The following is a 22,195-nucleotide window of genomic DNA, read 5'->3' as shown; positions in this document are numbered from 1 at the left end:
AAGCTTGTAGCCGCGAAGAAAGCTTAGCTGCTCCGTTCCCGGGTCTCCGCCAAATTCGCCGTCCAATCGGCAAAAATGATTTTCATCAGCTTGTCCGAAGCTTCCTGCGGCGCCATCGCAAAGCCGCCCTTGACCCAAGACGCCAAATAACCGATCGTGCCCCAGCCGGCGAAGACGGCGAGGTCCTCATCACCGAAGACGTGCTCGAGCTGGTCGGCAAAGCGGATTGTGAGTTCATGGATGCGGCCGGCATCGGAAAACTCTTGACGGTAGAACGAACGGTAGCGGAAGACGTGGCGGCAGATCTTCAAATTGATCGTCTCTGCATCAGACGGTTCGGCATAGATCTGTAGGAGACGCCCGTTCAATTGGCTGCGCACCGCGTCCATCAATTCGTATTTATCGGTGAAATGCAGGTAGAACGTGGAGCGGGAAATGCCGGCATAGGAGACGATGTCCTTGACCGACACGGCCTCAAAATCCTGTTCCGAGAGCAAGTGGATGAAAGTTTCAGTAATGGTTTGTTTCGCTGTTATCATTTATGTCACTCCATTAGACAATATCATAGGAAATGTCTCGTGTTATTTACGGAAATTGCGCTTACGCTAATTATAGTAGATAACAGGGGGAATTGCTCATGACGAAGGATGTTTATGTGATCACAGGCGGTTCAGAAGATCTCGCCATCGCACTAGCCAAGCGCATCGGCGCGAAAGGAACGCTGCTGTTGGTGGATTCATGCGGAAAATGCCTCGAACAAGTAAAGCAACAGCTTTTCGAAACAGGCATTACCGACGTTCACTGCGAGACGGCCGACCTGACATCGAAACGAGCGGTCGAAAACTTAGCGGAAAAAGCGTCGGAACTAGGCGCGTTGAGAGGGCTCGTGCATGCAGCCGGCTTATCGAATGCGAACGATTCAAAACGCATGATGGCCGATAATGTCATCGGCATGAGCCATGTGCTCGAAGCATTATTGCCGCTGGCGAATGAAAAGACGTCCGCCGTCATGGTATCGTCGATGACCGCCTATATGGTGCCGCAAAACGGCCAGTACATGGATGCTTTGAAACAGCAGCTCGCGGCCAACCTGGTTGAGACACTCGACCAGTTCACGCAAGGAGATGCGGGCGCCGCCAACAGCATGTCGAAACTCGCCATCCACTTGATCGTCGAAGACCAGGCATGGGCATGGGGCCAAAAAGGCGCACGGCTCAATTCGGTGTCGCCCGGCATGATGGACATGCCGGATGCTTACGAAGATATCAAGACGATGCTCGCCCATACGCCGTTGCGCCGAACAGCGGAACCGGAAGAAATTGCCTCCGCAATCGAGTTCCTATTGAGCGATTCGGCGTCCTATATCACTGGCATCGACCTGCGCATCGACGGCGGCACGATCGCCAATTACCCGCGCATGAAAACAGCGATGTCCCAGGAGAAGATGAAACGCTATTAATACATAAGTAAACAAACCTCGCTGACAGACAGCGGGGTTTGTTGTATGGAAATTTCGGTGAATATCGATAACGAATTTTCCATTAAATGTTACTATCAATGAAAAGGATGTTAATTTTAATAAAGGATGTGCGCCTATGTGGTTGGAAATCGGATTGGTTGTTCTAGGGATTGTTGCACTCGTCTCCACAGTGAATTTTGTTCTCAGGAAACTATTAAAAATCGAGAAAGAAAAGAAAGACTTTTTTGCGGTCGATTATGCCAATGAGCGCCACCGAAAAATCGACCAATGGGTGAGATGGGGATGGATGCTGGTGAGCACTATCGTTATTTTCATGGTATTTGCTGAAGAGCTTCCAATAATCTTCTATCTATTGTTATTCATTGCTTGGATAGCAACAGACGCTTTCGTCAGAGCCTATTTCCAATGGAAGCACTCCGAACAGCCGAAACAGGCGATTTTGACGCTGAGCGAGATGACGGTTTGGATATCGGCAGTCACCTTGGTAATCTATTTCGACATCTTTAACTTTTTGACTGGAGTTTGAAAGGAGCGGAAAGATGACAGAAGAAAAGAAAGTACAGTATTTTAATATATTTTTATGTAGGGCTGGCATGCTGTTGGTTGGACTAGGGCTCATTCGCGTGCTCTCGATTCATCAGGATCAGCACGGTTTCCTGCTTGGATTTGGCGGTTTCTTAATGGTCTCGATTCACATTCAAGCACTCGAGAAAAGATGGGACATTCCGAAAAAGCATACTTGGATCAGCACCGGCATCTTTGCGCTGCTCTTTATTCCACTTGCGTATTGGCTGGCTTTTCCTGGCCTACAATAAAAGGGGGGACTGAGATGAAGAACATCCAAACACTTTTTGTCCCAATTTTGGCATTCATTTTGCTCACTGGCTGTTCCGCCCAGTCGGAGCTAGAGCCATACGAAGGAAGAGACTTAAGCATCGCGGTAGTGGGAGAGGCGCCGGGTGTGGAAGAACAACAAGTCGAGTTTGATGAAATTTCATTTGATGAATTTGAAGAAACGACTTTATGGAAATACGATGCGGTGTTCATCATGGAGGAGCATCTGGCGGAAGCTGCGGAAAGCGAATACACTTCAGTCTATACGGGAGTGCACATCCCGTTTTTCTTTTTTGGCTCGAATGAAGGCGAAGATCCTTTGCCTGATTTGGGGCTGACATTCGGTGTTACGAAGAAAGATTATTACGCGACTAGGTTTTTGCAGAGGTCGAATAATGAACAGTCTATTGGGAGATACGCTTTAGGCGAAGAAGGAGAAACAGAAGAAAATATAAAAGTGCTGTACGCTGAAATATTTAGATCAATTGAAACAGACGACGGAGACAGTTAAACCATCCGTAAATAGAAAGAGGCATACTTATGAACATCAGCTATCAAAAATTCATTGCCGAACCGTCCAAAGAAATAGTGGAAGAGATTACTGTGTTGCACCGGGAAATTTTCGGCGGGCCAGGCCATTGGCTCGAAAAGCTGAATAGCCAGGAACATGTGTTGATCCATGTGGCTTTGGTCGACAGTCATGTAGCGGGCTATAAGATTGGCTACGGGCTGGACGGCCAGACTTTCTACAGCTGGCTTGGCGGCGTGCGGCCAGACTATCGGAAGCTTGGAATCGCCTCCGAACTGATGCGCAGGCAGCACGAAGACTTAAAAGACATGGGCTACGAAATCGTCCGCACCAAGACGATGAACAAATGGCGCGGCATGCTACTGCTGAACATCCAAACGGGGTTTGATGTATTGGAGACGGAAGTCGATCAGCGCGGACAGTTGAAGATTGTGTTGGAGAAGAAGTTGTTTTCTTGAAGTGAACAATCAGAACAAGTATTTCAGATCATCGCAGCGTTTAACTTGAAAATTGGCACAAGCGAACAGGCAGGCCAGCTGTATTTCGACCTGGCCTGCCTGTTGCTGTTACTGCTCTACTTAGCAGTCCATGAGGAAAACAGTACATGGCAAGGTAGTCATTGATTCGCAGGGGGAAGGAGGCGCTGTTTTTGGTAATGGCAATCGCGATAGTATTTTTCTTAGGAATTGCAGCTATTTCTTATCAGCTAGAAGTTCTCTCCTATCTTATACTAACGGGATTTGTGATTTTGTTATTCGTCAATAATAAAAACCGGTTCCTTATCTCGCTAGTGTTGTCGTTTCTCATCGGCTTTGCGGTATTTATGATTGCCAATGGTTTTGTTGAAACGATGGTCATCTCACAAGAACTGAAGATTATCCTTAACCGCTTGTTTCTAGGTTTTATCCTCATCGGCATCGTTTTCAATCATCTGTTATTTAAGAAGAAGTTAGTTTGGTACAATAGAAAACCTGATTGGACCAATCCGATCCGTCTGCCATTTCATCAAGTGAATGTATTTTGGTTTTGGCTGATCGGGATTGCCGTGAATGGAATCGTATATTCGTTTTTCATCGCCCGACAAGACCCCGAGTCCATCCAATCGCTGCTGGTGTTTTGTTTGGTCTTTTCGCTGATCAATGCGGTGTTCGAGGAAGTCATTTGGCGAGGGATCATGCTTTCGGCTCTTGAGGAATGCGTCTCCACCGGATATGCCGTTGCCGTTACGAGCATCGGGTTCGGGCTTCTCCATCTCGCAATCGGTTTTCCCATTCTTCTCAGCTTGTTGATTGCACTTGCCGGAGTCATCTATGCAGTAATCACACTTAAAACAAACAGCATCTACCCAAGTATCGTTTTTCATTTCGTCATAAATATTGGCATGGTGTATAGCGGATTGATCATCTGACAAAAAAGCGGCCTTAACTAAAAAAAGCTCAGCACCTTAAAAGAGGGCTGAGCTTTTAATATGTGTGAGTCCACGATGGAGTTGCGAACCTTATTCTAATTAGAAAATACTGTACTGTTCAACCGACCTTGCTAATAGCAATGGTTGTTTTTTTTATTGCGAAAATCTTGCTGCTGCGATTCGATCTACTCGATTAATACACTTTATCTCCATTAAAGATCGAGTTCTTGACGATGACATAATCGACTTGGCGGATGGCGAGCAAATGGTTGCCGCCTGCATAGGAAATCGCCGACTGCAGATCCTGTTCCATCTCGACCAAAGTGTCCTTCATCGAGCCTTTGAATTCCACGTACATTTTCTTGCCTTCAACATTTTTCTTTTCGCCTTTTTGGAACTCGGACGCTGAACCGAAGTATTCCTTCAGGAGCTTGCCGTCCTGTTCGACGGTTTGCCCAGGGGATTCTTCATGTCCTGCGAACAACGAGCCGATCATGACCATGGACGCGCCGAAACGCACCGATTTCGCGATATCGCCGTGTGTGCGGATGCCGCCGTCTGCGATGATTGGTTTACTTGCAGCTTTCGCGCATAAACGCAGTGCAGCCAATTGCCAGCCGCCTGTACCGAAGCCGGTTTTGATCTTCGTGATGCATACCTTGCCGGGCCCGATGCCCACTTTCGTCGCGTCTGCACCTGCATTTTCCAGCTCGCGCACCGCTTCCGGTGTCCCGACGTTTCCGGCGATGACGAAGCTTTCCGGAAGCGATTTTTTGATGTGCTGGATCATGTCGATTACTGCATTCGAATGGCCATGCGCTACATCGATCGTGATGTATTCCGGCGTCACGCCAGCATCCATCAGTTGTTGGACGAAATCGTACTCTTCCGGTTTAACTCCAACGCTGATCGACGCATAAAGACCTTGCTCTTGCATGTCTTTCGCGAACGCCAGGCGTTTTTCCGGTTCGAAGCGGTGCATGATGTAGAAATAATTATTTTCAGCCAGGAATTTGGCGATCTTTTCATCGACGATTGTCTGCATATTGGCCGGCACGACCGGTAATTTAAACGTACGCCCGCCAAACTCTATGGATGTATCACATTCTGAACGGCTATTTACTACTGCTTTTGCAGGAACTAATTGAATGTCCTCGTAATCAAATACATTTTCCATTAATTACACCCCTAAACACGAATATTATTCGATAGAACGAATGTTAATGTTCGTCCATATGATAATTTACTCCATTTATTGGTGAATGTCAAAAGTTCTTTAACTGGAGCGACAAATTTTCTATCAGCTTTTTTTTCTGTTATCACACTGGTTCGCGCAGGATGTTGTAATGAACTTTTCACCCGCTTCAGCTGGGCGACGATGATTACCGAGATGATGACGAGCAAAAACCACGAGCTGATTTTGCCGATGTGGACGAGCGACCAGGCCGCTTCCTGGTTCGGATATTGCCACGCGCCGAGGAAGGTAGTGATGTTTTCCGCAATCCAGATGAAGAACCCGATCAATAGGAACGACAAGATCAGCGGCATCTTAAAAGTCTTCTCATCGATGCGAAACGTCACGACGGTGCGGAAGAAAATTAGCACCAATAACAGCTTCAGCCCCCAGCGGATATCATAGGTGAAATGATGCGTGAAAAAGTTCGCGTAGATCAACACGCTGATGGCGATGCTGTAGAAAGGCTTCGGCCATCCGTACATGTGCAGGTCGAAACGCCGCCACGCTTGGCAAATATAGCTAGCGACACTGGCGTACATGAAGCCGCTATAGAGCGGCACACCGAAAAACTTGCTGTAGGCTTGTTCGGGATACGCCCACGAGCCCATATGGACCTTGTACAATTCCAGCCCGAGCCCGATTGCGTGGAACACCAAAATGACTTTGAACTCGTCCCAAGTCTCCAGTTTGGACGTAAGCATAAACACTTGCGCAAGTATGCACACAAGCAAAATAAAATCGTAACGGGGCACAAAAGGAATCTCGATGTATTTCGACACAGCCAGTGCCACGAAGATGATGACGGGAAAAATGCAGCACAGCGCTTGCCGGTAGCCGAACAGCCAAAACGTTTTCATCACACAGCGCCTCCTGGGAGTGGGGTTTTTAAAGGGGACGCTGGGGGTGTGGGGAAGTTGCCGGGGAAAGGTCTTGGATAGAGGGAGAGGTAGTATAAGGAATAAAAAAACTCTCAGTTACCCGAACTGAGAGTTTAGAAGCGGTTTATTCAATTAACTGATCTGCATAGGTTTTCACCATGTAAAACTGGAGCGACTAGCCATTGGCTGAGTGCCCGTTCAAGTTCTTCATTCTCGTGATCTCGCCTATGTTATAACCAATCCAAGCTCCGATAAAAGGGAAGAGAGAGCTGGTAATGGGCTGGTTTGGAAAATTAAAATCTACAGTGAATAGTAAAAACGCCAAGCCGCCGCCTAGAATTGCATAAAGGGCTGCTTCAATTATTTTTTTGCGTTTCCACCGTTTCTTGCCCCAGTATTTCCTGTCGAATGCCTGAACACGCCGGCTGGTTTTCGTGCCAATCAGTTTGCCGGTTAGCAGGGTATATAAGGTGAGCAATAAGACGACCAAGAGGCCCGCTAAAATAAACAACGTGATAACGAAGAGGTTTCCGCTTTCAAAGAAGTAGACAAATAAGAGAAAAATCACCAGCATAAAAAAGTTGCCACGAATTAATTGTTTCTTTTTCAATTGCTTAATTTCTTGTATCTCCTGTTGCGATTCCTCCATTAAATCCTACCTTCCCGTTTAGAAACTTTTAAATTCCGCTGGTTCTTTTTAGTAGATATATTAATTTGGAATTCATAGTAATATTTTAGCATAAGTAGTTGGAATGTTTAGTGTATATAAATAAATTGGTAAATATGTATTTTAATGCTAATTCGCTTATGTTCATTTTGTATTTATAAATAGCTTCGTCAAATAACCGCATTCTATTTCTCATGGAAATCATTTAATATAAAAAATCCAAACACATGCGGAACCCTTTCTTTAAAATACGAATAATTATGTTCCGCATCATCAATGATTTCGAATTGAGTATTAGGGATTTTTTCTTTTAGTAGTTCATATACCATTTGATTGGAAGCTAGAAACGTCTCGTTCACTTTTGTATCAGTCCCTGCTTCCTTGGATCCGCAATCCAAATAGACACTTTTCACTAGTGACAAATCAGTTTGCTCAATCAGCTTCATGATTTCTTCTTGATTGCGGTAAAAGGCAGAAGACAGGACGGCTATTTGTTTAAAAATGTGAGGGTAACGGCACATGGCGTAAATAGAGATAAGGCCGCCTAAAGAAATACCGGCCATCGCGGTCTGGTCTCGAACTGTCCGGTATTTGCTGTCTATCAGCGGCTTTAGTTCGCTGACGATAAAATCCACGTAATGCATGCCTTTTCCGCCTTCTGCACTCTCTTTGCCCAATATGCTTTTGCTGTATTCACCGCTTACCCAAGGACAATACTCATCAATTCTTGCCTGTAGATTTTGATCGACCGCAACCACGATAAGGTCTAATTCATGTGCATCCAAATAATTTTCGAGATCCAAAGATTTCCCGCCGATAGCCTCCAGATCTTGGAACACATTCTGCCCATCGTGCATATACAAAACGGGATAGCTCTTCTTTTCTGTCGAATAGTTTTTTGGCAGATATACTCGGATTAACCTTTCTTGCTTAAATGAAGAAATGTATGCCTGAAATGTTTCTAACAAAACCGTACCTCCCTTATAACTGCTTAAAATGACTGTCTGTATGGATATCTATTATTAGATATTGTACGCCATTTCAAATGGCTGTCGATTATCTTTACTGTCCAGAGCGAATAAAAAATCGAGTTTAGATATTAGAAGTATTTCATAATAGTGGAGCACATCGGTTCAAACAAAGTGAAAAAGAAACAGTAAAGACGCCTCCATAAATGCAGTAAGCATTTTACATGGAGGCGTCTTTATTTTTCGTTGATGATTCGTTAGTTTATCGAAGAGAACAAAGCAGTAAATCTGAATAAATTTCAACTCAGAGTGCATTAATCACCAGAATACCGGTTCACCGTAATCGAATAATGATAAATCTCAATATCCGGAGCGATAAACCCTCTCCGCTGGGCACCTTTCAAGGTGTGGAACATATTCTCCCGGCCGGCTCCATTGTCTGTGTGAATGTAAATCCTATCGGCATGATAACCCCGCTCGCAAAACAACTTGACCAAATCATATCCAGTCGGCAGCAGTTGGCCGTCTGCATCTTCCCCGAGGTCATGGTCTAAGGACAGGATCTTCACTTTATAGTTTTCCAAGTAATCAATCGCCTCATCTATATTCCTCGCTACGACATAACCTTCTGGGCAATCCCTCAAATCGTCGACATACAAATTGATTTCTTTTTTCATGGACTTCATCCTCCTCCCCGATTTTAAAGTTTTGTGAGTAGTCCATTGTTGAATTCTATTATACAGAACAAACGTTCTTTTAGGTCAATGAAATAAAAGTTGTTCATTTAATAAATAGATTTTAAAATTTAAAATAGGGAATATTTAGTGTATGTTATGATAGGTGAAAATGATTAATGAAGGGAATAAAATTATAAATGTCTCAATTTAATTATGAAATCAACCTATATCATTTAAAATATTTATTCGAATTAAATAAATAAAGGGAGCTGATAAGGTAAGTGTTTACTTCTAGTTATATTGCGTTCTTAATAGTGCTACTTTTTGTAGTACCTGGATTTATAATAGATTCAGTAATAAGAAGATTCATACCAGTTAAAAATAGTGCTATAGAATCTTCATATTTACGATTTCTCTTATTTAGTTGTTATCATTATGGAGTATATGCAATTCCGATATATTATCTATTTATTAATGATTTTTATGAATCACATCCTCTTTTAACTATCTCGCTATTCTTATTCATAATGTTTGGGAGTCCATTAATGGTAGGGTCACTTTTAGTTTTTATAAGAAGTAAAAGGTACCACGAGACATTTTTTGAGAAAATTAAAGTGAAACCCATAAAATCAATTCCTATAGCATGGGATTACTTCTTCAATAAAACAGAAAGTACATTTGTAATTATTTATTTTAAAGATGGCACTATAATTAACGGTAAATTCGGTAGTTCCTCATATGCTTCTTCACTTCCTTCTGAAAGGGATCTTTATTTAGAATCTATCTGTGAAGTTGATGATGAAGGAAATTGGGAAATAAAAAGAGGCTCGAATGGAGTATTGATTAAGTCAGAGGAGATTAAAGCGATTGAATTTTTGAAAGGTGGAGAGTGAAGTGTCAGAAAATAAAAAAAATATATTAAATAAGGGTTATCAACCAAATAAGAAAACAGGCGGTCATCAGCCAAGTACTAGTGGGCCAACTAAGCCGCCAAAAAAAACCATGCCTAGTATTAAACCTCTGAAGGAAAAGTGAGTAAAATTAAAAAGATTTATGAAATGGACTGGTGAATATATATGGACGTCAGTATTTTGAATTATTCGACAGCCAGAATAGTTTCTAAAAATGATGATGGAGTGATTATCAGTACTGGAACAGGGTTTATTATAAGGTTTGCTGAACATACAATAAATGAAAAAAAACTATTTGTACCTGCAATTGTAACGAATAAACATGTTATTAAGGATGCAGAAGAAATTGTAATACGTTTTCATCTATCCAACTTAAATGGAGAGAGAATTAATAATCCTTGTGAATTTATAGTTCCCACAAATGAATTTTTCATGCATCCTGACTCAGAAGTTGACTTGTGTGCAATGCCATTGGCTGATTTATATATACAGGCAGAAAAAGATAGAATTAAACCTTATTATTATGGAATTAGTTTGGAGCAAATTCCCACAAGTGAAAAGCTTAGAAATTTTCTTCCGACTGATGATGTCGTAGTTGTTGGTTATCCAGATGGTTTATGGGATGAAATGAATAATCTTCCTATTTTCAGAAAAGGTATATTAGCCACCACTCCAGCTATAAACTACGGAGGTGAGAAAGAATTTCTTATCGATTGTGCTATTTATCCGGGATCTAGTGGATCGCCTGTCTTTTCAGTAAAGCATCTATTTAACAAAAAAACGTATGAGCCTATTCTTTCTATAGAACTTCTTGGTGTTGTCTATGCTACTTATCAACACACAGTACAAGGAGAGTTAGTGATTAAAGATATACCGACAAGCACAAATACATTTATCCCTAATCATCTAGGTGTGGTTTTAAATAGTACAAGGATTCATGAGATGAATGAGATAATCAGTGAGTTTTATAGAGACATGACTGATGAACATATACATAATGCAATATATGAAAAAAGTGATAATTAATTCGATAATTTCCTTTTAAAACTTGTTCTTATTAACTAAGAAGCTTGACTAGGGGAAAGTAAAGGGCGAAGTACTGTTAGCGGACTATGAACAATAAGAAAAATTACTTAAATAGAGGTGGAAATATATAAGAGCAATTAAGGTATCCATATGGATACCTTTTTTCTTAAATATAGTTTAGTAATAGCGTTGCGTTTGACTATTCTCTTCACAATAAATGCGAGAGACATTCTAAAGTTTAATAGAACCAATAAATTTTAATGAGAAAAATGTTTCAGTAAAGGGGTTTAACTAATACAATGTCGGGTACAGAAAATTACAGAACATTCGATTCAATATCAGCTAATTTAAATTATCAGTTCATTTTTTGTTCTAGATATAGAAGAAAGGTCTTTTTAGATACTAAATTTGAGCATCGTTTCAAACAAATAGTGGATGTTTTATGTGTAGATTTAGAAATTCAAGTCTTTTCTATCACATGCAAAGAAGATTATGTTCAAATTTCATTGAATGCTCCACCCTTTTTAAGTCCTACGGATATTATGGCTAAAATTAAGAGAACAACATCGAAAATATTAAGAAAGGAGTTTTCATATCTCCAGCACTTACCTAGCCTCTGGACACGTCCGTATCTAGTTTCAACGGAGTGCAATTTGTCTGATCAAGTTATTACTCGATATCTTGAGGAACAAAAGAAGAGAGGGTGAACTTATGGAGCAAGTTCTCACCGTTAAGATTAAAATCTTTCCCACACAAGAAGTTGAAAAGATTTTAGAGGAGATGGGTAAGGAATATATCGATCTTATAAATGATTTAATAGCTGAAATGTTGGTTGAGAAGAACCCGACTCGAAAAACTAGTAAACATGTACAAGCAAACCTTCCGAGTGTGTTGAAATGTCAGGCGATTAGAGATGCTAATGGAATTTTTTTAAAGAGGATAAAGAAAAGCAATTACAAAATCATTCCAGTCTTAAAGAAACCTACATGTATTTGGAACAACCAAAACTATACATTCGACTCTGGAAATATATATGTACCAATAATCACTGATGGAAAAGTGAAAAGAGTCCCTATTAAAGCTGTATTCAATGATGGGGCTGGAAGAATATCTACACTCCTGAAAAATAAACTTGGTACTCTTCGTATCACTAAGAAATCAGCAAAATGGATTGCACAAATCGCAGTCAAAGTTGTGGTGGATGAAAAAGACAACGGTAAAGTACTGGGGGTTGATTTAGGTTTAAAGGTTCCTGCAGTTGCAGTTACCGATGGAGGGAAGATTCGTTTTTTTGGAAATGGTCGAAGAAATAAATATATGAAGAGAAAGTTCCAATCCTGTAGGAAAAGACTTGGTCAAAAGAAGAAATTAAATGCCATTCGAAGTTTAGGAGACCGTGAACAGCGTTGGATGAAAGATCAAGATCACAAAATCAGCCGGGGGATAGTGGATTTTGCAAAGGATAATGGAATTTCTGTCATTCGTATAGAAAGGTTGACGAATATAAGACAGACGGCAAGGTTAAGCCGTAAAAACAATAAAAGTTTGCAGAGGTGGTCGTTTTACCGCCTTACTGTCTTGATTGAATATAAAGCAAATTTAGAAGGTATGAGAGTAGAGTACGTAGATCCAGCTTATACGAGCCAGACCTGTCCTAAATGTTCAGCGAGAAATAAAATTAAAGACCGTATTTACAGATGTAAATGTGGTTTTTGTATTCATCGAGATATTGTCGGTGCTATCAATATTTGTCATGCACCTGTGGTTGATGGTAAAAGTCAATCAGCCTAAGATGCTATAGGCACTGTCTTAGGAGGGGTGCTGGCACACCCTAATCTTGAAAGTTGTCCGAAACAGAAATGGATTCGGTCGTTCAACTATTCTCGAATCCAATAGATCCATAAGTTATTCTATAACTTATAGATTTGTTGGAATGCCAAATGATTCCCATGGCGTAAGCTAATGGTAGATTCTATACTTGAAGGAAATTAATCACTTTAAAAGTGTAGTATTGTTTGATTTGTTGAAATGAATCCTGGTGAAGTCCTCTTCTAAATGGACATAACCAGGATTTTTTATTCATGCTTAATTCAGCACTTAAAATTCAATGTAAATGTTTTTAGGAGTAATAGTTTCAATATTTAGGAAAAATGATTTAAAAAACAACAAAAATGAGGTAAAATTACACTATTAAATCATTAAATTTTTTTCGATTTGGTTATAAATAGCTATTACTCAAAAAGATAACTTCTGTTTGCTTATAAGGAAAACAACTATCTATATTTATGGAAGGTATTTACTATGAAAATAAATGATACTACATTGAATCTACAAGTATTCGAACAATTTCAAGGTCAATCTTTTTTGAAAATAGCCCGTGAGGTGGGGGTTAATCCAGCTTTAATATCTACAAAAACTTCAGTTGTTACTGTACTTAATAAGTTATTGGTACACGTAGGTTTTGATAAGAAACAGGCTATAGAGCGATGTAGACCAATGCAGCTCTCCATTAAAACAATAAAGTTGAATGAAAGTGGCGGTTCTAAAGAATCCATGTCATTCGAACAAGTGGATTTTGTTGAAATGTATGAAGAAACGTGGGAGACAAGCTATTTAAAAAAGAAATTCAAGGAAACGGTATTTTTGTTTTTTGTTTTTCAATATAAAAAAGACGCTAGTCAAACGCCAGTCCTTCACTTCAGAGGTGTGAAATTATGGAGAATGCCTGAAGAAATTCTAAACCGAGAAGTCAAATCTTTTTGGGAACTTACTCACCAGATTCTTGATGAAGGGGTAGAACTAAAGGAAAAGATTCAAAAAGAAAAAACTATCGTGAAAAATAATTTGCCGGGTAGCAAAGATAATCTAGTTCTTCATATTAGACCAAAGGCAAAGGACAGTAATGACAAAGTACAGTTGCCCGATGGTAATTTCATTACAAAGCAAGCATATTGGATAAACGCAAGCTATGCTGCCGATATCGTTAAAGATTTGCCTCCATTTAAAGCCGATTTTTTTAAAAAGGAATATCCGAATCATAAAAAGAGCGCAGACTTCAAATCTATCAGAAAGTTGTTATCCAAAGAAGTGTATTCAATCGAAGAGTTTCTAGAGATAGCTGAGAATCATAAAATAGATATTGATGATTTAGACATCACTACAGAGAATTTGCGTGAAATTGGATTCAAAATAGAACCAGGGGTGGTGCTTTCTGAAAATGTAGAAAGTCTAAATGTGTTTTTGATGCAAACAATTTTCAAAGAGAACTATTTTGTAGTTCCTGACTTACCGGTTTTTCAATTGGATCATGTGAAAAGAAAAATCAGTAATCTAGAAAATGCGCATCAATTGATTGATGTGGGTGACGGGATATATCTGACCAATAAAGAGCTTAGAAAAGATGGTTTGAATAAGAAAGTCCTCCAAGATTACAAGCATGCAGTTGCAGAGTTTATAGGCACTGGCAAGTTCTTTACATTAAATCATCTATATCAGAATGGCTTTACACATGAAATTGATGAATACGGCTTTGAACCTATATTTTACGAAAGTATTTTAAAAGGGCAGGGCTATTTTAAATCTCTAAAAATAGCGAATAAAAGTGTATTTGCATTTACTTTTGAGAATGTCTCCATAAAAAATTACGTTAGTTTTCTAATGAAGGATAATCAATGCATGAATGTAGAAGAAACTATCGATGCTGCTCAGAAGAGAAGTGGTCTGCAATTAGATTACGATGAAGCGATAACACTATTAAGAAATTCAGGTTTATTTTACTCGGAAGATTTGGAAAAAATTTTTCGTGATAAAGAGATTTATTATAAAGAAGTACTTGGTTTAATAGATAATTAATCTTAAGTGAATGGGGGATTAACAATGACAGTCGATTTAATTAAGTTGATTGATAAAGATATTACGGTTACGGATGGTACTAGGAATTTGACGGTGAAAGGCGAAACGAAAAATCATAAGGTCTACAGAATTCCTTTGGAGTATTTATTCTATAATGATCAAAATGGCCGAATCGCCACTTGGATTAGTAAATATAATAGTGATAACAACCAGCTGACTTTAGATGACAAAGAAGCTTATAACGATGTTTTACATGGATTTATCAAAGGTGCAAATGCACCTGCATTCAATAAAACGAAAACTAACATTAAAATGTTCGGTCAAAAAATAGCCGGAGTGGTATTGAAGAACGGCCGGATTATTGATGGCAATCGTCGTTTCACCTGTTTGCGTGAAATTGCGGCGGAGGGTGAAGATTGCTATTTTAATGCAGTTATATTGGACACGGATGCGGGGATATCGGATAAAGATATCAAAAGGTTGGAGTTGAACCTCCAACATGCAGAGGAACGGCCCGTTGATTACGATCCCATCGATAATCTAGTTGATATTTATAGGGATTTGGAGTTGAATAAAACATTTACGATTCCTGAATATGTACACAATGTAAATAAGAAGAAGAGCGAAGTTGAGAAGACTTTGAAAAAAGCTATTTTAATGGTTGAATTTCTTAAGTTCATAAACGCAGAAGGAAAATATTACATCGCTCGAGAGTTGAACTTGGATGGGCCTCTCCAGGAAATGGTAAGTATATTGAACCGAGTCAATGACGAAGAAATGGAAGAGGACATAAAGAATTCACTATTTGCTGCCTTAATAACTTCAGCTAGTGGTGACTTAACTAGACATATTAGACAAATCGGTAAGGATATAATCAAAACTAAAAATGCGGAAAAATTCATCGAAGAATACGAAGAAATAGTGGAAGAAGTTTACGAAGGGCTGCAAGAAGAAGATAATGTAGAGTTATCGACAATCAACGAAAAAATCTCTACCAATACTCAATTAAAAGAGAAAAGTGAAGATATAATTAGAAAAAAAGTCGAACAGAACCGACATGAAACGGTTCGTAACAAGCCTGTAGTTTTATTGAATGATGCACTAGATGCTCTAAACGCCATCGATGAAACATTTGTTTCGAGAATGAGTGAAGAAAATAAAGAGGAGTTTGAAGAAGTGTTACAAAAGATTCGAGAGACATTGAATGTATATGGTGACAAATTGAATGTTTAAATCCCTGAGCCTTAAGCCCAGCTACTATACTACAACTTCGAATGTTCTTAAGGATTTCTATGAACCTGTGCTATCCGAAACTATAACTTACGATAGAGTCAGCGGATATTTCAGTTCCAAAGCCCTCGCTGTCTATAGCAAAGGGCTAGAAGGATTAGTGAAAAATGATGGCCACTACCGACTAATAATTTCTGAAGATATCAGTGAAGAAGACTTCAACATGATTAAAAGTGGTTATGATTTAAGAGGAAAGCTGACAGAGGATCTCCTACAAAGAATGGAAACGGAAATCCCTCCGACTGAAGAAATGAAACTGAATAACCTGGCCTATTTGATTGCGAGAGGTTATGTCGATATTAAAATCGGTTTTAAAAAGGGTGGGTTATTCCATTCGAAGTTCGGGATATGCGAAGATGCAGATGGAGATATAATATATTTTACAGGATCTAACAATGAAACCCAAGCGGCTATCAAGCATAATTATGAATCTTTCGATGTTACCACATCATGGCTATCATCAGAATTCGATCAACAAAAAATCTCGCAAGCAAAAAAGCAGTTCGAAAATCTATGGAATGATGAAGCTCAAGAAATGAATATATTTATAAAAGACATCAATGAGATAATAAAACGGAAGATTATGTCATATGATAAAGGAAGGCTTATTTTGGATGTAGAAATGTTACAGGAAGATAGCTTGATTTTGACATTGGAAGATAATCGGCTTTTATTGCATGACAATCTAAAATCTTATGACATAAACCCCAAAGATTTTGTCATCGGAAAAAAACTTGTAAAATACTACGATGGAGGATTTCCAAAATTCCGTGAGGATTTAACCTATATAGATATTCAGAACATAATTCTCATTTTAGACAAGTATGCCAATAAGAAAGGATTTTCTTTTGTAGTGAGTGAACGTCTGTCGAATTTCATCGATCGACAGAAATATTGGATTGAAGAGCGATCGCAGTATGGGGCGCTGATTAAGAACAAAAATCCAAAAGTCATGAACGATTTCAAGAAATTCGAGTCCGTTGTGACTAAAGAAGTGGCGAGACCTCTGAGAGAACAGCAAATGTGGAGTGCATTCTACATGCACCAGATGCAAAGAAGTGCAAACTTTTCGGTCCCTGGTTCTGGTAAAACTTCCATGGTTTATGGAGTCTTTGCTTATTTGAATTCCTCTGAAATAGATAAAGTGGATAAGATTATCATGATTGGTCCGAAGAATGCATTCCTATCATGGAAATTGGAGTTTAAGGAGAACTTCGGTGAGAAGAAAGAGCTGAAAGTGCTGGATATACATCAAGAAGAAGGCGCAGAAGTGCAATTGAGGATAAACAGTGGAAATAAAAACGTTATTTTGATAAATTATGAGTCTTTAGCCAAATATGAATCTGCATTACATGATCTTTTAGATGAAAGAACAATGTTAGTTTTCGATGAAGTCCACAAAGTGAAAGGCATTACGAGCAAGAGAGCGCAGATTGCTAAACGTATCTCTGAAAAGCCCCGTTATAAATTTGTTTTGACCGGGACACCTATTCCAAATACTTATCAGGATATCTATAACTTTTTGAATATACTCTATGCAGAAGAGTATAAGATGTTCTTTAACTTTGAACTTAATGCTCTTAAGAGTCCCAATGAATCAGAGATGATTCGAATCAACGAAAAGTTATATCCATTCTTTTGGAGGACGAACAAACGACAACTACAAGTACCAGAAAGTAACCCGGATGAAATTATTAAGGTCGATGCTGCTGAAGATGAACAAGCCATCATAGATTTGTTGTATCAAAAATATGGACATTCAGCTTTTCTGCTATATATCCGTTTGATTCAAGCGTCGACCAATCCGGAACTACTTTTTAAATCCATTGATGCAATTGAAATTTATGGCGATGAAGAAGCTGGCAGTTGGGAGAACACTTTCGCCAGTGACCCAATTAGCTTCTCGGAAGAAGAAGTAAGCATTATTCGTCAATGTCCTATTACTTCTAAATATAGAGCTGCTATTGAGTTAGCGGAGGAATTATTCGAAAATGGTAAACAGACGATTGTCTGGTGCATCTTTGTGAATACAATAGATAAAGTGTACAGGGATTTAAGTGCTTTAGGAATAAAAGCTGCGGTAATCTATGGCAGTACACCTCAATCAGAGCGTGACGATATAATCGGAAGGTTCAAAAATAATGAAATCGATGTCCTTATAACAAATCCCCACACACTAGCGGAATCGGTTTCACTCCATAAAACCTGCCATGATGCCATATACTTGGAGTATTCCTTTAATTTGACGCATATGCTGCAATCCAGAGATCGTATCCATCGTCTGGGACTGCCTGCGGACCAGTATACTCAGTATTACTATTTTATGCTGGAAGGCCAGGAAGAAAGAAGAAACACAATTGACGAAAAGATTTATGTCCGGCTGAAAGAAAAAGAACAGCGGATGCTTGAGGCAGTTGAAAGTGATATCCTGACTCCGGAACCTGAGAACGAAGTAGAAGACATAATATCGCTATTCAAACTATAACGAAATTTGAAAAGGTGACGAAAAATCTTATTGATTTTTCGTCACCTTTTTATTATGAAACCATTTTTTAGATAGGCTTTTAATTTAAGTTTGCTAGGTTTAATTAGAATTTTACCTAGAGTTCTATTTTCAGATTTATATAATTCAATTGATAATAACTCAGGTTTCTTCAGCCCTATAATTACAAGTGGGGTTGTAAGCTGGACCCTTAGGGGATCCAGATAGTTGACATACTGCTCATAAGTGCCGACAGCATTATCAAAACCACCTGCTGACTTCAATTCCTGAGTCGCACATATAATTACCCCAATCTTAGTTTGAATTGCTTTTTTCACATGGTTCAATTCGCTGGCTATAACCGGTTTCATTAGATTCCAAGCAATCGTTCCGCTATGGTTAAAGCCGACTTCCAAAGAGATGTTTTCTTTGGCGAAATCCAGTCTCCATGATTTGTGTGTATATTTAGGGTCATTGAAGATGTTGCTTTCATATTGCCAACCTTTAATGATGAAGCGATCTTTAATCAGAGAATTGAGCGCAGAAGACAAGCTTTTATTTCTGTGTTGAAACAATCTAGTATGTACTTCATAAATATCATCATCGCTAATATTGGATATAACATCTATAATTTCATTCCAAAGAGGGGTGCAAGTGGTATCGTTTTGCATCACAGTCAAACCGTGTCTATGTGAATGTATTACGTAATCCATGACAGCTCTCCTTTTTAAAATCACCAATCGCTTCTTCTCATAATCTCTGTTAATACCTGTGTAGCTACTAAGTAAATCAAATTAACAGATTAAATATACAAATTTCAACTTTCTTCACTATATTTTAACACAAAAAAAACTGACATCTATGATGTCAGCCGAAAGCAGGGAATTCCATTTGAATTTCATTTATCTCATTAGCTTTTTCAATTTCTTCAATTCGGATACCCATCCGCTCAATCAAATCCACTACGAGTGCATTTCCCATACAAAAATATCTCATACGATCGCTCATACCAGCTGTCCAATTATCAGGAAAACCATTTAGGCGTTCACATTCGACGGGAGTAAGAAGACGCTTCTTGCCAGCTACTTCGACAATATGTGTGCTTCGATTGACAGAACCTTCACTGGTCAACATTGTCCGTCCGGGTTTGCCCAAATCATCTACCGGGGACATGCCCCCTTCTGCAAAGTGATAGACATGTCCATCTGCGGTTTTCCGTTCGACCTTTTTCGGACCGCGCAGATAGGCGAATTTCTCGATGCTTGCTTCCGAAAGGTAGAATTTTTCAGGAACTGCCTCCTCGTCAATCAGGATATCTTGGAGAGGTATCGAATCTTCAAGTACAGGAGATAGATGTGCGGTTAAAATCTTACCGTTCTTCATATAGCCCGAATTATGGAATCCGTAAGAGAACTCGTCTGAAATCTGTACAATATCCGACGGTAGATCTACGGAAGAAATTCGATTTTTATGAGGTTCGCCTTCCACTGGGAAAGGCTTGGCAAAAAATCCTTCATTGAACAATATTTCCTCAGAAGAGAAAGTTGTCTGTTCTTTTTCAAAAGATATTCCGTTTCTATAGGCGAAAATGAAGACTCTACGACGGCGTTGGGCCATGCCGTATTCTGCAGCATTGATTACGCGCCACTCGACAGAGTAGTTCAAATCGCGGAAAGTCGCTAACATAACTGCAAAATCCCGACCTCTTTGGGCAGCAGGGGACTTCAATAAACGGTCGACATTTTCCAATAGGACATATTTGGGGTGAGTGTTTTCAATTACCCGCTTAATCTCCCAGAACAAAACGCCCTTTTTGCCCTGGATTCCCTGCTCCCCCGACTTGCTACGCGCTACAGAATAATCCTGACAGGGAAATCCCCCGACAAGTAAGTCAGCACGAAGATCGTGGAATGTATCATCCGTGACTTTTGTGATATCTTCGTTCGAATGGATTCCGGTATCGAAGTTTCTTGAATAGCAATCGAAAGCATCTTGGGCCTTACGTGAAGGTTCCCATTGATTTCCCCACACCACTTCGAAGAGTTCATGGTTAGCCTTTTGTAATCCGAGTCGGAAGCCGCCTACACCGGCGAAAAGCTCTATCACCCGGAGTTTTTTTGTTTGTTCCATACACCGAACATCCTTTCGGTTTTTCTTTTCTTTATTATATCGAATTGTTTTGCAAAGATCAACAATTAACCTCGAATTTAATAACTTTATCTCAAATCAGCGGAACACGCTATTATTAACGACTTTTATATTTTCTCATAGCTACCTCGATAAATTCCAGTGTAGATTCAACTGTTTTGTCGAGGTCCTTTCGTATATCATGTTCCCAAATCCTAAGAACATGCCAACCCTGATTAATATAGTAAGCATCAACCTCTGCATCCCGTTCCTTATTGCGAGAAATCTTTGTATCCCAGAATTCTTGATTACTCTTTGGCCGTTTGTAATGAATTGGGCAGCCATGCCAAAAGCAAGAGTCTACAAAGATTACTATTTTATACTTCTGAATGGAAATATCTGGAGTTCCGCGTAATTTACGTACATTTTTACGGAAGCGGAGGCCTCTATGCCAAAGTGATTTGCTGAAGAGATTCTCTAGTTTTGATTGTGCTCGGATTTTTCCCATTGTTCTACTTCGTTGCTCTTTAGTCATCCTATCAGCCATGCAAAATCCTCCTTTTCAGTTGTAAAGAATAAGAGCTTCTGTATGTATTTAAATTTTACTCAAAGTGAACTCTTTTAAAAACGGTGAATTTAGAAATATCAAGTTCACATATTTAGTTGATTGAAAATGAAGGATATAGATATAATGGTTGAAAGTGATTGAGTGTTTAGGATTAATTATCTTGATATTTAATGAGCACAAATGACTATTTTGAAAAATATTGAAAGTAAATGGGGGGGGTACATATGTCTTTAATGGATATTCCTGATTTAAAGTCGAGTGGAAGAGAAAGAGAATATAAACTTTATCCAGAAAATTTTAGAGATGAAGTTGTCTATGAACATCTTTTTAAAGGGAAAACTCACAGGGAATTGGACAAAGAAATATTAGGTTTAGACCCTATACAAAGTAAAGGTTTTCAATCGATGGGTATTTTGCATTACATTGGTATACGAAGTGAATATAGAGGTATTTTTGAAGGCATAAATTTAAAGGAAGTAATAGATATACTTAAAAAAGAGAATAGAGAATTTGATCATCTAATAAGAATTCTTGAACGTTTTCAACAAAATAGTAAATCTGAAAACGATCTAATTCAGTTAGTGGAAGAGGATTTGTTGTCAGAGAAGTTGGAGGAAGAAGAGTATTATTCAGAGGGAGAAATTAAAACATACTTTGGGAAGAGATATGAGAGAAATGCAGAGAACAGAAAGAATGCGATTCTAATCCACGGCACTTCTTGTACAGTATGTGGATTCAACTTCGAAGAGTTCTATGGAGCTCATGGTAAAGGGTTCATTGAAGTTCATCATATAAAGCCTATTAGTACGTTTGAGGAAAAAAGAATAGTAAATCCACGTACTGAATTAGTTCCCGTGTGCCCGAATTGTCATCGTATGCTCCATAGAAAGAGGAATAAAGTCTTAAGTATAGAAGAATTAAGAAATATATTAAGAAGAGAAAATTAAAGAATTAAAAAAAGTTATTATAGGGGGAAGACATGGAAAAGAAATTAGGGAATGTTTTATCGGGCATGTATAACGGCGCTCCGGAAGGTGATAAAGTAACATTTATACATTTATTCGGTATTCAATACGCAGACATGATAAAAGAGAATAATTTGAGTATAAAAAAAATAATTGAATATTCATCAATAAAATCTTCGTTCGCTACAGAAGTGAATAAAGGGGTCAAGTTAGCTAAATATGTAAAGGTGAAGAATTAACGGATCCGAGCAAATTTTATAATTTGACCAAAAAATTATAAAAGGGATGTAATAGAA

General features: G+C 39.1%; 24 protein-coding genes and 1 pseudogene. 16 read left to right on the top strand and 9 right to left on the bottom strand.

Annotated elements, in window-relative coordinates; translation table 11 throughout:
• Positions 1–23: 23 nt before the first annotated feature.
• Complete coding sequence (locus M1Q06_RS15230) at positions 24–539, bottom strand: TetR/AcrR family transcriptional regulator (protein ID WP_434400460.1); 516 nt, start codon at positions 537–539, stop codon at positions 24–26.
• Between the two features lie 98 nt (positions 540–637).
• On the opposite strand from M1Q06_RS15230, the gene M1Q06_RS15225 reads away from it, so the two are divergent.
• From M1Q06_RS15225 to M1Q06_RS15200, 6 genes are all read left to right on the top strand, one after another.
• Positions 638–1,459 (top strand): SDR family oxidoreductase, encoded by an 822-nt coding sequence (locus M1Q06_RS15225; RefSeq protein ID WP_434400458.1) that lies wholly within the window; start codon positions 638–640, stop codon positions 1,457–1,459.
• 136 nt (positions 1,460–1,595) lie between these two features.
• On the top strand, positions 1,596–2,006 hold the full coding sequence (locus M1Q06_RS15220; protein WP_434400456.1) for a DUF4181 domain-containing protein: 411 nt from the start codon (positions 1,596–1,598) through the stop codon (positions 2,004–2,006).
• A 13-nt stretch (positions 2,007–2,019) separates the two neighbouring features.
• Positions 2,020–2,295 carry a hypothetical protein gene (locus M1Q06_RS15215; protein WP_434400454.1) on the top strand — a complete coding sequence of 92 codons (276 nt, stop codon included), beginning with the start codon at positions 2,020–2,022 and terminating at the stop codon, positions 2,293–2,295.
• Between the two features lie 14 nt (positions 2,296–2,309).
• The gene (locus M1Q06_RS15210; RefSeq protein WP_404466882.1) at positions 2,310–2,825 is read left to right on the top strand and encodes a hypothetical protein; all 516 of its coding nucleotides are present in this window, start codon (positions 2,310–2,312) and stop codon (positions 2,823–2,825) included.
• Positions 2,826–2,854: 29 nt separating this feature from the next.
• Positions 2,855–3,301 carry a GNAT family N-acetyltransferase gene (locus M1Q06_RS15205; protein WP_404466881.1) on the top strand — a complete coding sequence of 149 codons (447 nt, stop codon included), beginning with the start codon at positions 2,855–2,857 and terminating at the stop codon, positions 3,299–3,301.
• A gap of 197 nt (positions 3,302–3,498) precedes the next feature.
• Positions 3,499–4,251 (top strand): CPBP family intramembrane glutamic endopeptidase, encoded by a 753-nt coding sequence (locus M1Q06_RS15200; protein WP_434400451.1) that lies wholly within the window; start codon positions 3,499–3,501, stop codon positions 4,249–4,251.
• Positions 4,252–4,444: 193 nt separating this feature from the next.
• Here M1Q06_RS15200 and guaC read toward each other — a convergent pair whose 3' ends face one another.
• From guaC to M1Q06_RS15175, 5 genes and pseudogenes are all read right to left on the bottom strand, one after another.
• Complete coding sequence (gene guaC, locus M1Q06_RS15195; protein ID WP_434400449.1) at positions 4,445–5,428, bottom strand: GMP reductase; 984 nt, start codon at positions 5,426–5,428, stop codon at positions 4,445–4,447.
• 173 nt (positions 5,429–5,601) lie between these two features.
• Positions 5,602–6,345 (bottom strand): annotated as a pseudogene (locus tag M1Q06_RS15190) (DUF817 domain-containing protein); the annotation flags it as partial.
• A 196-nt stretch (positions 6,346–6,541) separates the two neighbouring features.
• The gene (locus M1Q06_RS15185) at positions 6,542–7,015 is read right to left on the bottom strand and encodes a hypothetical protein (protein ID WP_434400447.1); all 474 of its coding nucleotides are present in this window, start codon (positions 7,013–7,015) and stop codon (positions 6,542–6,544) included.
• A gap of 203 nt (positions 7,016–7,218) precedes the next feature.
• Entirely contained in the window at positions 7,219–8,001 is a 783-nt protein-coding gene (locus M1Q06_RS15180; protein ID WP_434400445.1) for an alpha/beta hydrolase, read from the bottom strand.
• Between the two features lie 314 nt (positions 8,002–8,315).
• A complete protein-coding gene (locus M1Q06_RS15175; RefSeq protein ID WP_434400443.1) occupies positions 8,316–8,678 on the bottom strand; it encodes a cyclic-phosphate processing receiver domain-containing protein in 363 nt (120 codons plus the stop codon).
• Between the two features lie 281 nt (positions 8,679–8,959).
• Here M1Q06_RS15175 and M1Q06_RS15170 point away from each other — a divergent pair, with 281 nt between their 5' ends.
• The 8 genes from M1Q06_RS15170 to M1Q06_RS15135 all read left to right on the top strand — a co-directional run bounded on the left by M1Q06_RS15170 (position 8,960) and on the right by M1Q06_RS15135 (position 18,242).
• A complete protein-coding gene (locus tag M1Q06_RS15170) occupies positions 8,960–9,571 on the top strand; it encodes a DUF6338 family protein (protein WP_434400441.1) in 612 nt (203 codons plus the stop codon).
• A gap of 1 nt (position 9,572) precedes the next feature.
• The gene (locus M1Q06_RS15165) at positions 9,573–9,713 is read left to right on the top strand and encodes a hypothetical protein (RefSeq protein ID WP_434400439.1); all 141 of its coding nucleotides are present in this window, start codon (positions 9,573–9,575) and stop codon (positions 9,711–9,713) included.
• Between the two features lie 56 nt (positions 9,714–9,769).
• Positions 9,770–10,615, top strand: coding sequence for a S1 family peptidase (locus M1Q06_RS15160; RefSeq protein WP_434400437.1), 846 nt, complete (start codon positions 9,770–9,772; stop codon positions 10,613–10,615).
• Between the two features lie 299 nt (positions 10,616–10,914).
• On the top strand, positions 10,915–11,322 hold the full coding sequence (tnpA, locus tag M1Q06_RS15155; protein ID WP_434400433.1) for an IS200/IS605 family transposase: 408 nt from the start codon (positions 10,915–10,917) through the stop codon (positions 11,320–11,322).
• Positions 11,323–11,326: 4 nt separating this feature from the next.
• Complete coding sequence (locus M1Q06_RS15150; RefSeq protein ID WP_434400431.1) at positions 11,327–12,406, top strand: RNA-guided endonuclease InsQ/TnpB family protein; 1,080 nt, start codon at positions 11,327–11,329, stop codon at positions 12,404–12,406.
• A gap of 510 nt (positions 12,407–12,916) precedes the next feature.
• Positions 12,917–14,467 carry a MutH/Sau3AI family endonuclease gene (locus M1Q06_RS15145; protein WP_434400429.1) on the top strand — a complete coding sequence of 517 codons (1,551 nt, stop codon included), beginning with the start codon at positions 12,917–12,919 and terminating at the stop codon, positions 14,465–14,467.
• Between the two features lie 24 nt (positions 14,468–14,491).
• Positions 14,492–15,700, top strand: coding sequence for a ParB/RepB/Spo0J family partition protein (locus tag M1Q06_RS15140; protein WP_434400427.1), 1,209 nt, complete (start codon positions 14,492–14,494; stop codon positions 15,698–15,700).
• Positions 15,693–18,242, top strand: coding sequence for an SNF2-related protein (locus tag M1Q06_RS15135; protein WP_434400425.1), 2,550 nt, complete (start codon positions 15,693–15,695; stop codon positions 18,240–18,242). The genes M1Q06_RS15140 and M1Q06_RS15135 overlap by 8 nt, the downstream gene beginning before the upstream one ends.
• A gap of 41 nt (positions 18,243–18,283) precedes the next feature.
• Here M1Q06_RS15135 and M1Q06_RS15130 read toward each other — a convergent pair whose 3' ends face one another.
• The 3 genes from M1Q06_RS15130 to M1Q06_RS15120 form a co-directional block, all read right to left on the bottom strand.
• Positions 18,284–18,952 carry a BglII/BstYI family type II restriction endonuclease gene (locus M1Q06_RS15130; RefSeq protein ID WP_434400423.1) on the bottom strand — a complete coding sequence of 223 codons (669 nt, stop codon included), beginning with the start codon at positions 18,950–18,952 and terminating at the stop codon, positions 18,284–18,286.
• Between the two features lie 154 nt (positions 18,953–19,106).
• Complete coding sequence (gene dcm / locus M1Q06_RS15125; RefSeq protein WP_434400421.1) at positions 19,107–20,369, bottom strand: DNA (cytosine-5-)-methyltransferase; 1,263 nt, start codon at positions 20,367–20,369, stop codon at positions 19,107–19,109.
• 115 nt (positions 20,370–20,484) lie between these two features.
• Positions 20,485–20,913, bottom strand: a complete 429-nt coding sequence (locus tag M1Q06_RS15120) for a very short patch repair endonuclease (RefSeq protein WP_434400419.1) — start codon at positions 20,911–20,913, stop codon at positions 20,485–20,487.
• Positions 20,914–21,158: 245 nt separating this feature from the next.
• Between M1Q06_RS15120 and M1Q06_RS15115 the strand changes: the two genes are divergently transcribed.
• Together M1Q06_RS15115 and M1Q06_RS15110 are read left to right on the top strand one after the other, a co-directional pair.
• Positions 21,159–21,881 carry an HNH endonuclease gene (locus M1Q06_RS15115; protein WP_434400417.1) on the top strand — a complete coding sequence of 241 codons (723 nt, stop codon included), beginning with the start codon at positions 21,159–21,161 and terminating at the stop codon, positions 21,879–21,881.
• Between the two features lie 32 nt (positions 21,882–21,913).
• Positions 21,914–22,138 carry an HTH-like domain-containing protein gene (locus M1Q06_RS15110; protein ID WP_434400415.1) on the top strand — a complete coding sequence of 75 codons (225 nt, stop codon included), beginning with the start codon at positions 21,914–21,916 and terminating at the stop codon, positions 22,136–22,138.
• The last annotated feature ends 57 nt before the right edge of the window (positions 22,139–22,195 follow it).

Origin of the sequence: Planococcus sp. 11815, assembly GCF_051096385.1 — a bacterium.
Taxonomy (GTDB): Bacteria; Bacillota; Bacilli; order Bacillales_A; family Planococcaceae; genus Planococcus; species Planococcus citreus.
The sequence above is the reverse complement of the archived record's forward strand: the minus strand, read 5'-3'. Positions and strand labels throughout refer to the sequence as shown.

What these genes read in the sequence shown, in the direction of transcription:
- M1Q06_RS15215 (WP_434400454.1), top strand. Translation starts at nt 2,020, where the DNA reads ATGACAGAAGAAAAGAAAGTACAGTATTTTAATATATTTTTATGTAGG.
- M1Q06_RS15200 (WP_434400451.1), top strand. Translation starts at nt 3,499, where the DNA reads ATGGCAATCGCGATAGTATTTTTCTTAGGAATTGCAGCTATTTCTTAT.
- M1Q06_RS15210 (WP_404466882.1), top strand. Translation starts at nt 2,310, where the DNA reads ATGAAGAACATCCAAACACTTTTTGTCCCAATTTTGGCATTCATTTTG.
- M1Q06_RS15115 (WP_434400417.1), top strand. Translation starts at nt 21,159, where the DNA reads ATGTCTTTAATGGATATTCCTGATTTAAAGTCGAGTGGAAGAGAAAGA.
- M1Q06_RS15205 (WP_404466881.1), top strand. Translation starts at nt 2,855, where the DNA reads ATGAACATCAGCTATCAAAAATTCATTGCCGAACCGTCCAAAGAAATA.
- M1Q06_RS15140 (WP_434400427.1), top strand. Translation starts at nt 14,492, where the DNA reads ATGACAGTCGATTTAATTAAGTTGATTGATAAAGATATTACGGTTACG.
- M1Q06_RS15120 (WP_434400419.1), bottom strand. Translation starts at nt 20,913, where the DNA reads ATGGCTGATAGGATGACTAAAGAGCAACGAAGTAGAACAATGGGAAAA.
- M1Q06_RS15135 (WP_434400425.1), top strand. Translation starts at nt 15,693, where the DNA reads ATGTTTAAATCCCTGAGCCTTAAGCCCAGCTACTATACTACAACTTCG.
- M1Q06_RS15230 (WP_434400460.1), bottom strand. Translation starts at nt 539, where the DNA reads ATGATAACAGCGAAACAAACCATTACTGAAACTTTCATCCACTTGCTC.
- M1Q06_RS15185 (WP_434400447.1), bottom strand. Translation starts at nt 7,015, where the DNA reads ATGGAGGAATCGCAACAGGAGATACAAGAAATTAAGCAATTGAAAAAG.
- M1Q06_RS15225 (WP_434400458.1), top strand. Translation starts at nt 638, where the DNA reads ATGACGAAGGATGTTTATGTGATCACAGGCGGTTCAGAAGATCTCGCC.
- guaC (WP_434400449.1), bottom strand. Translation starts at nt 5,428, where the DNA reads ATGGAAAATGTATTTGATTACGAGGACATTCAATTAGTTCCTGCAAAA.
- M1Q06_RS15130 (WP_434400423.1), bottom strand. Translation starts at nt 18,952, where the DNA reads ATGGATTACGTAATACATTCACATAGACACGGTTTGACTGTGATGCAA.
- dcm (WP_434400421.1), bottom strand. Translation starts at nt 20,369, where the DNA reads ATGGAACAAACAAAAAAACTCCGGGTGATAGAGCTTTTCGCCGGTGTA.
- M1Q06_RS15220 (WP_434400456.1), top strand. Translation starts at nt 1,596, where the DNA reads ATGTGGTTGGAAATCGGATTGGTTGTTCTAGGGATTGTTGCACTCGTC.
- M1Q06_RS15150 (WP_434400431.1), top strand. Translation starts at nt 11,327, where the DNA reads ATGGAGCAAGTTCTCACCGTTAAGATTAAAATCTTTCCCACACAAGAA.
- M1Q06_RS15110 (WP_434400415.1), top strand. Translation starts at nt 21,914, where the DNA reads ATGGAAAAGAAATTAGGGAATGTTTTATCGGGCATGTATAACGGCGCT.
- tnpA (WP_434400433.1), top strand. Translation starts at nt 10,915, where the DNA reads ATGTCGGGTACAGAAAATTACAGAACATTCGATTCAATATCAGCTAAT.
- M1Q06_RS15175 (WP_434400443.1), bottom strand. Translation starts at nt 8,678, where the DNA reads ATGAAAAAAGAAATCAATTTGTATGTCGACGATTTGAGGGATTGCCCA.
- M1Q06_RS15145 (WP_434400429.1), top strand. Translation starts at nt 12,917, where the DNA reads ATGAAAATAAATGATACTACATTGAATCTACAAGTATTCGAACAATTT.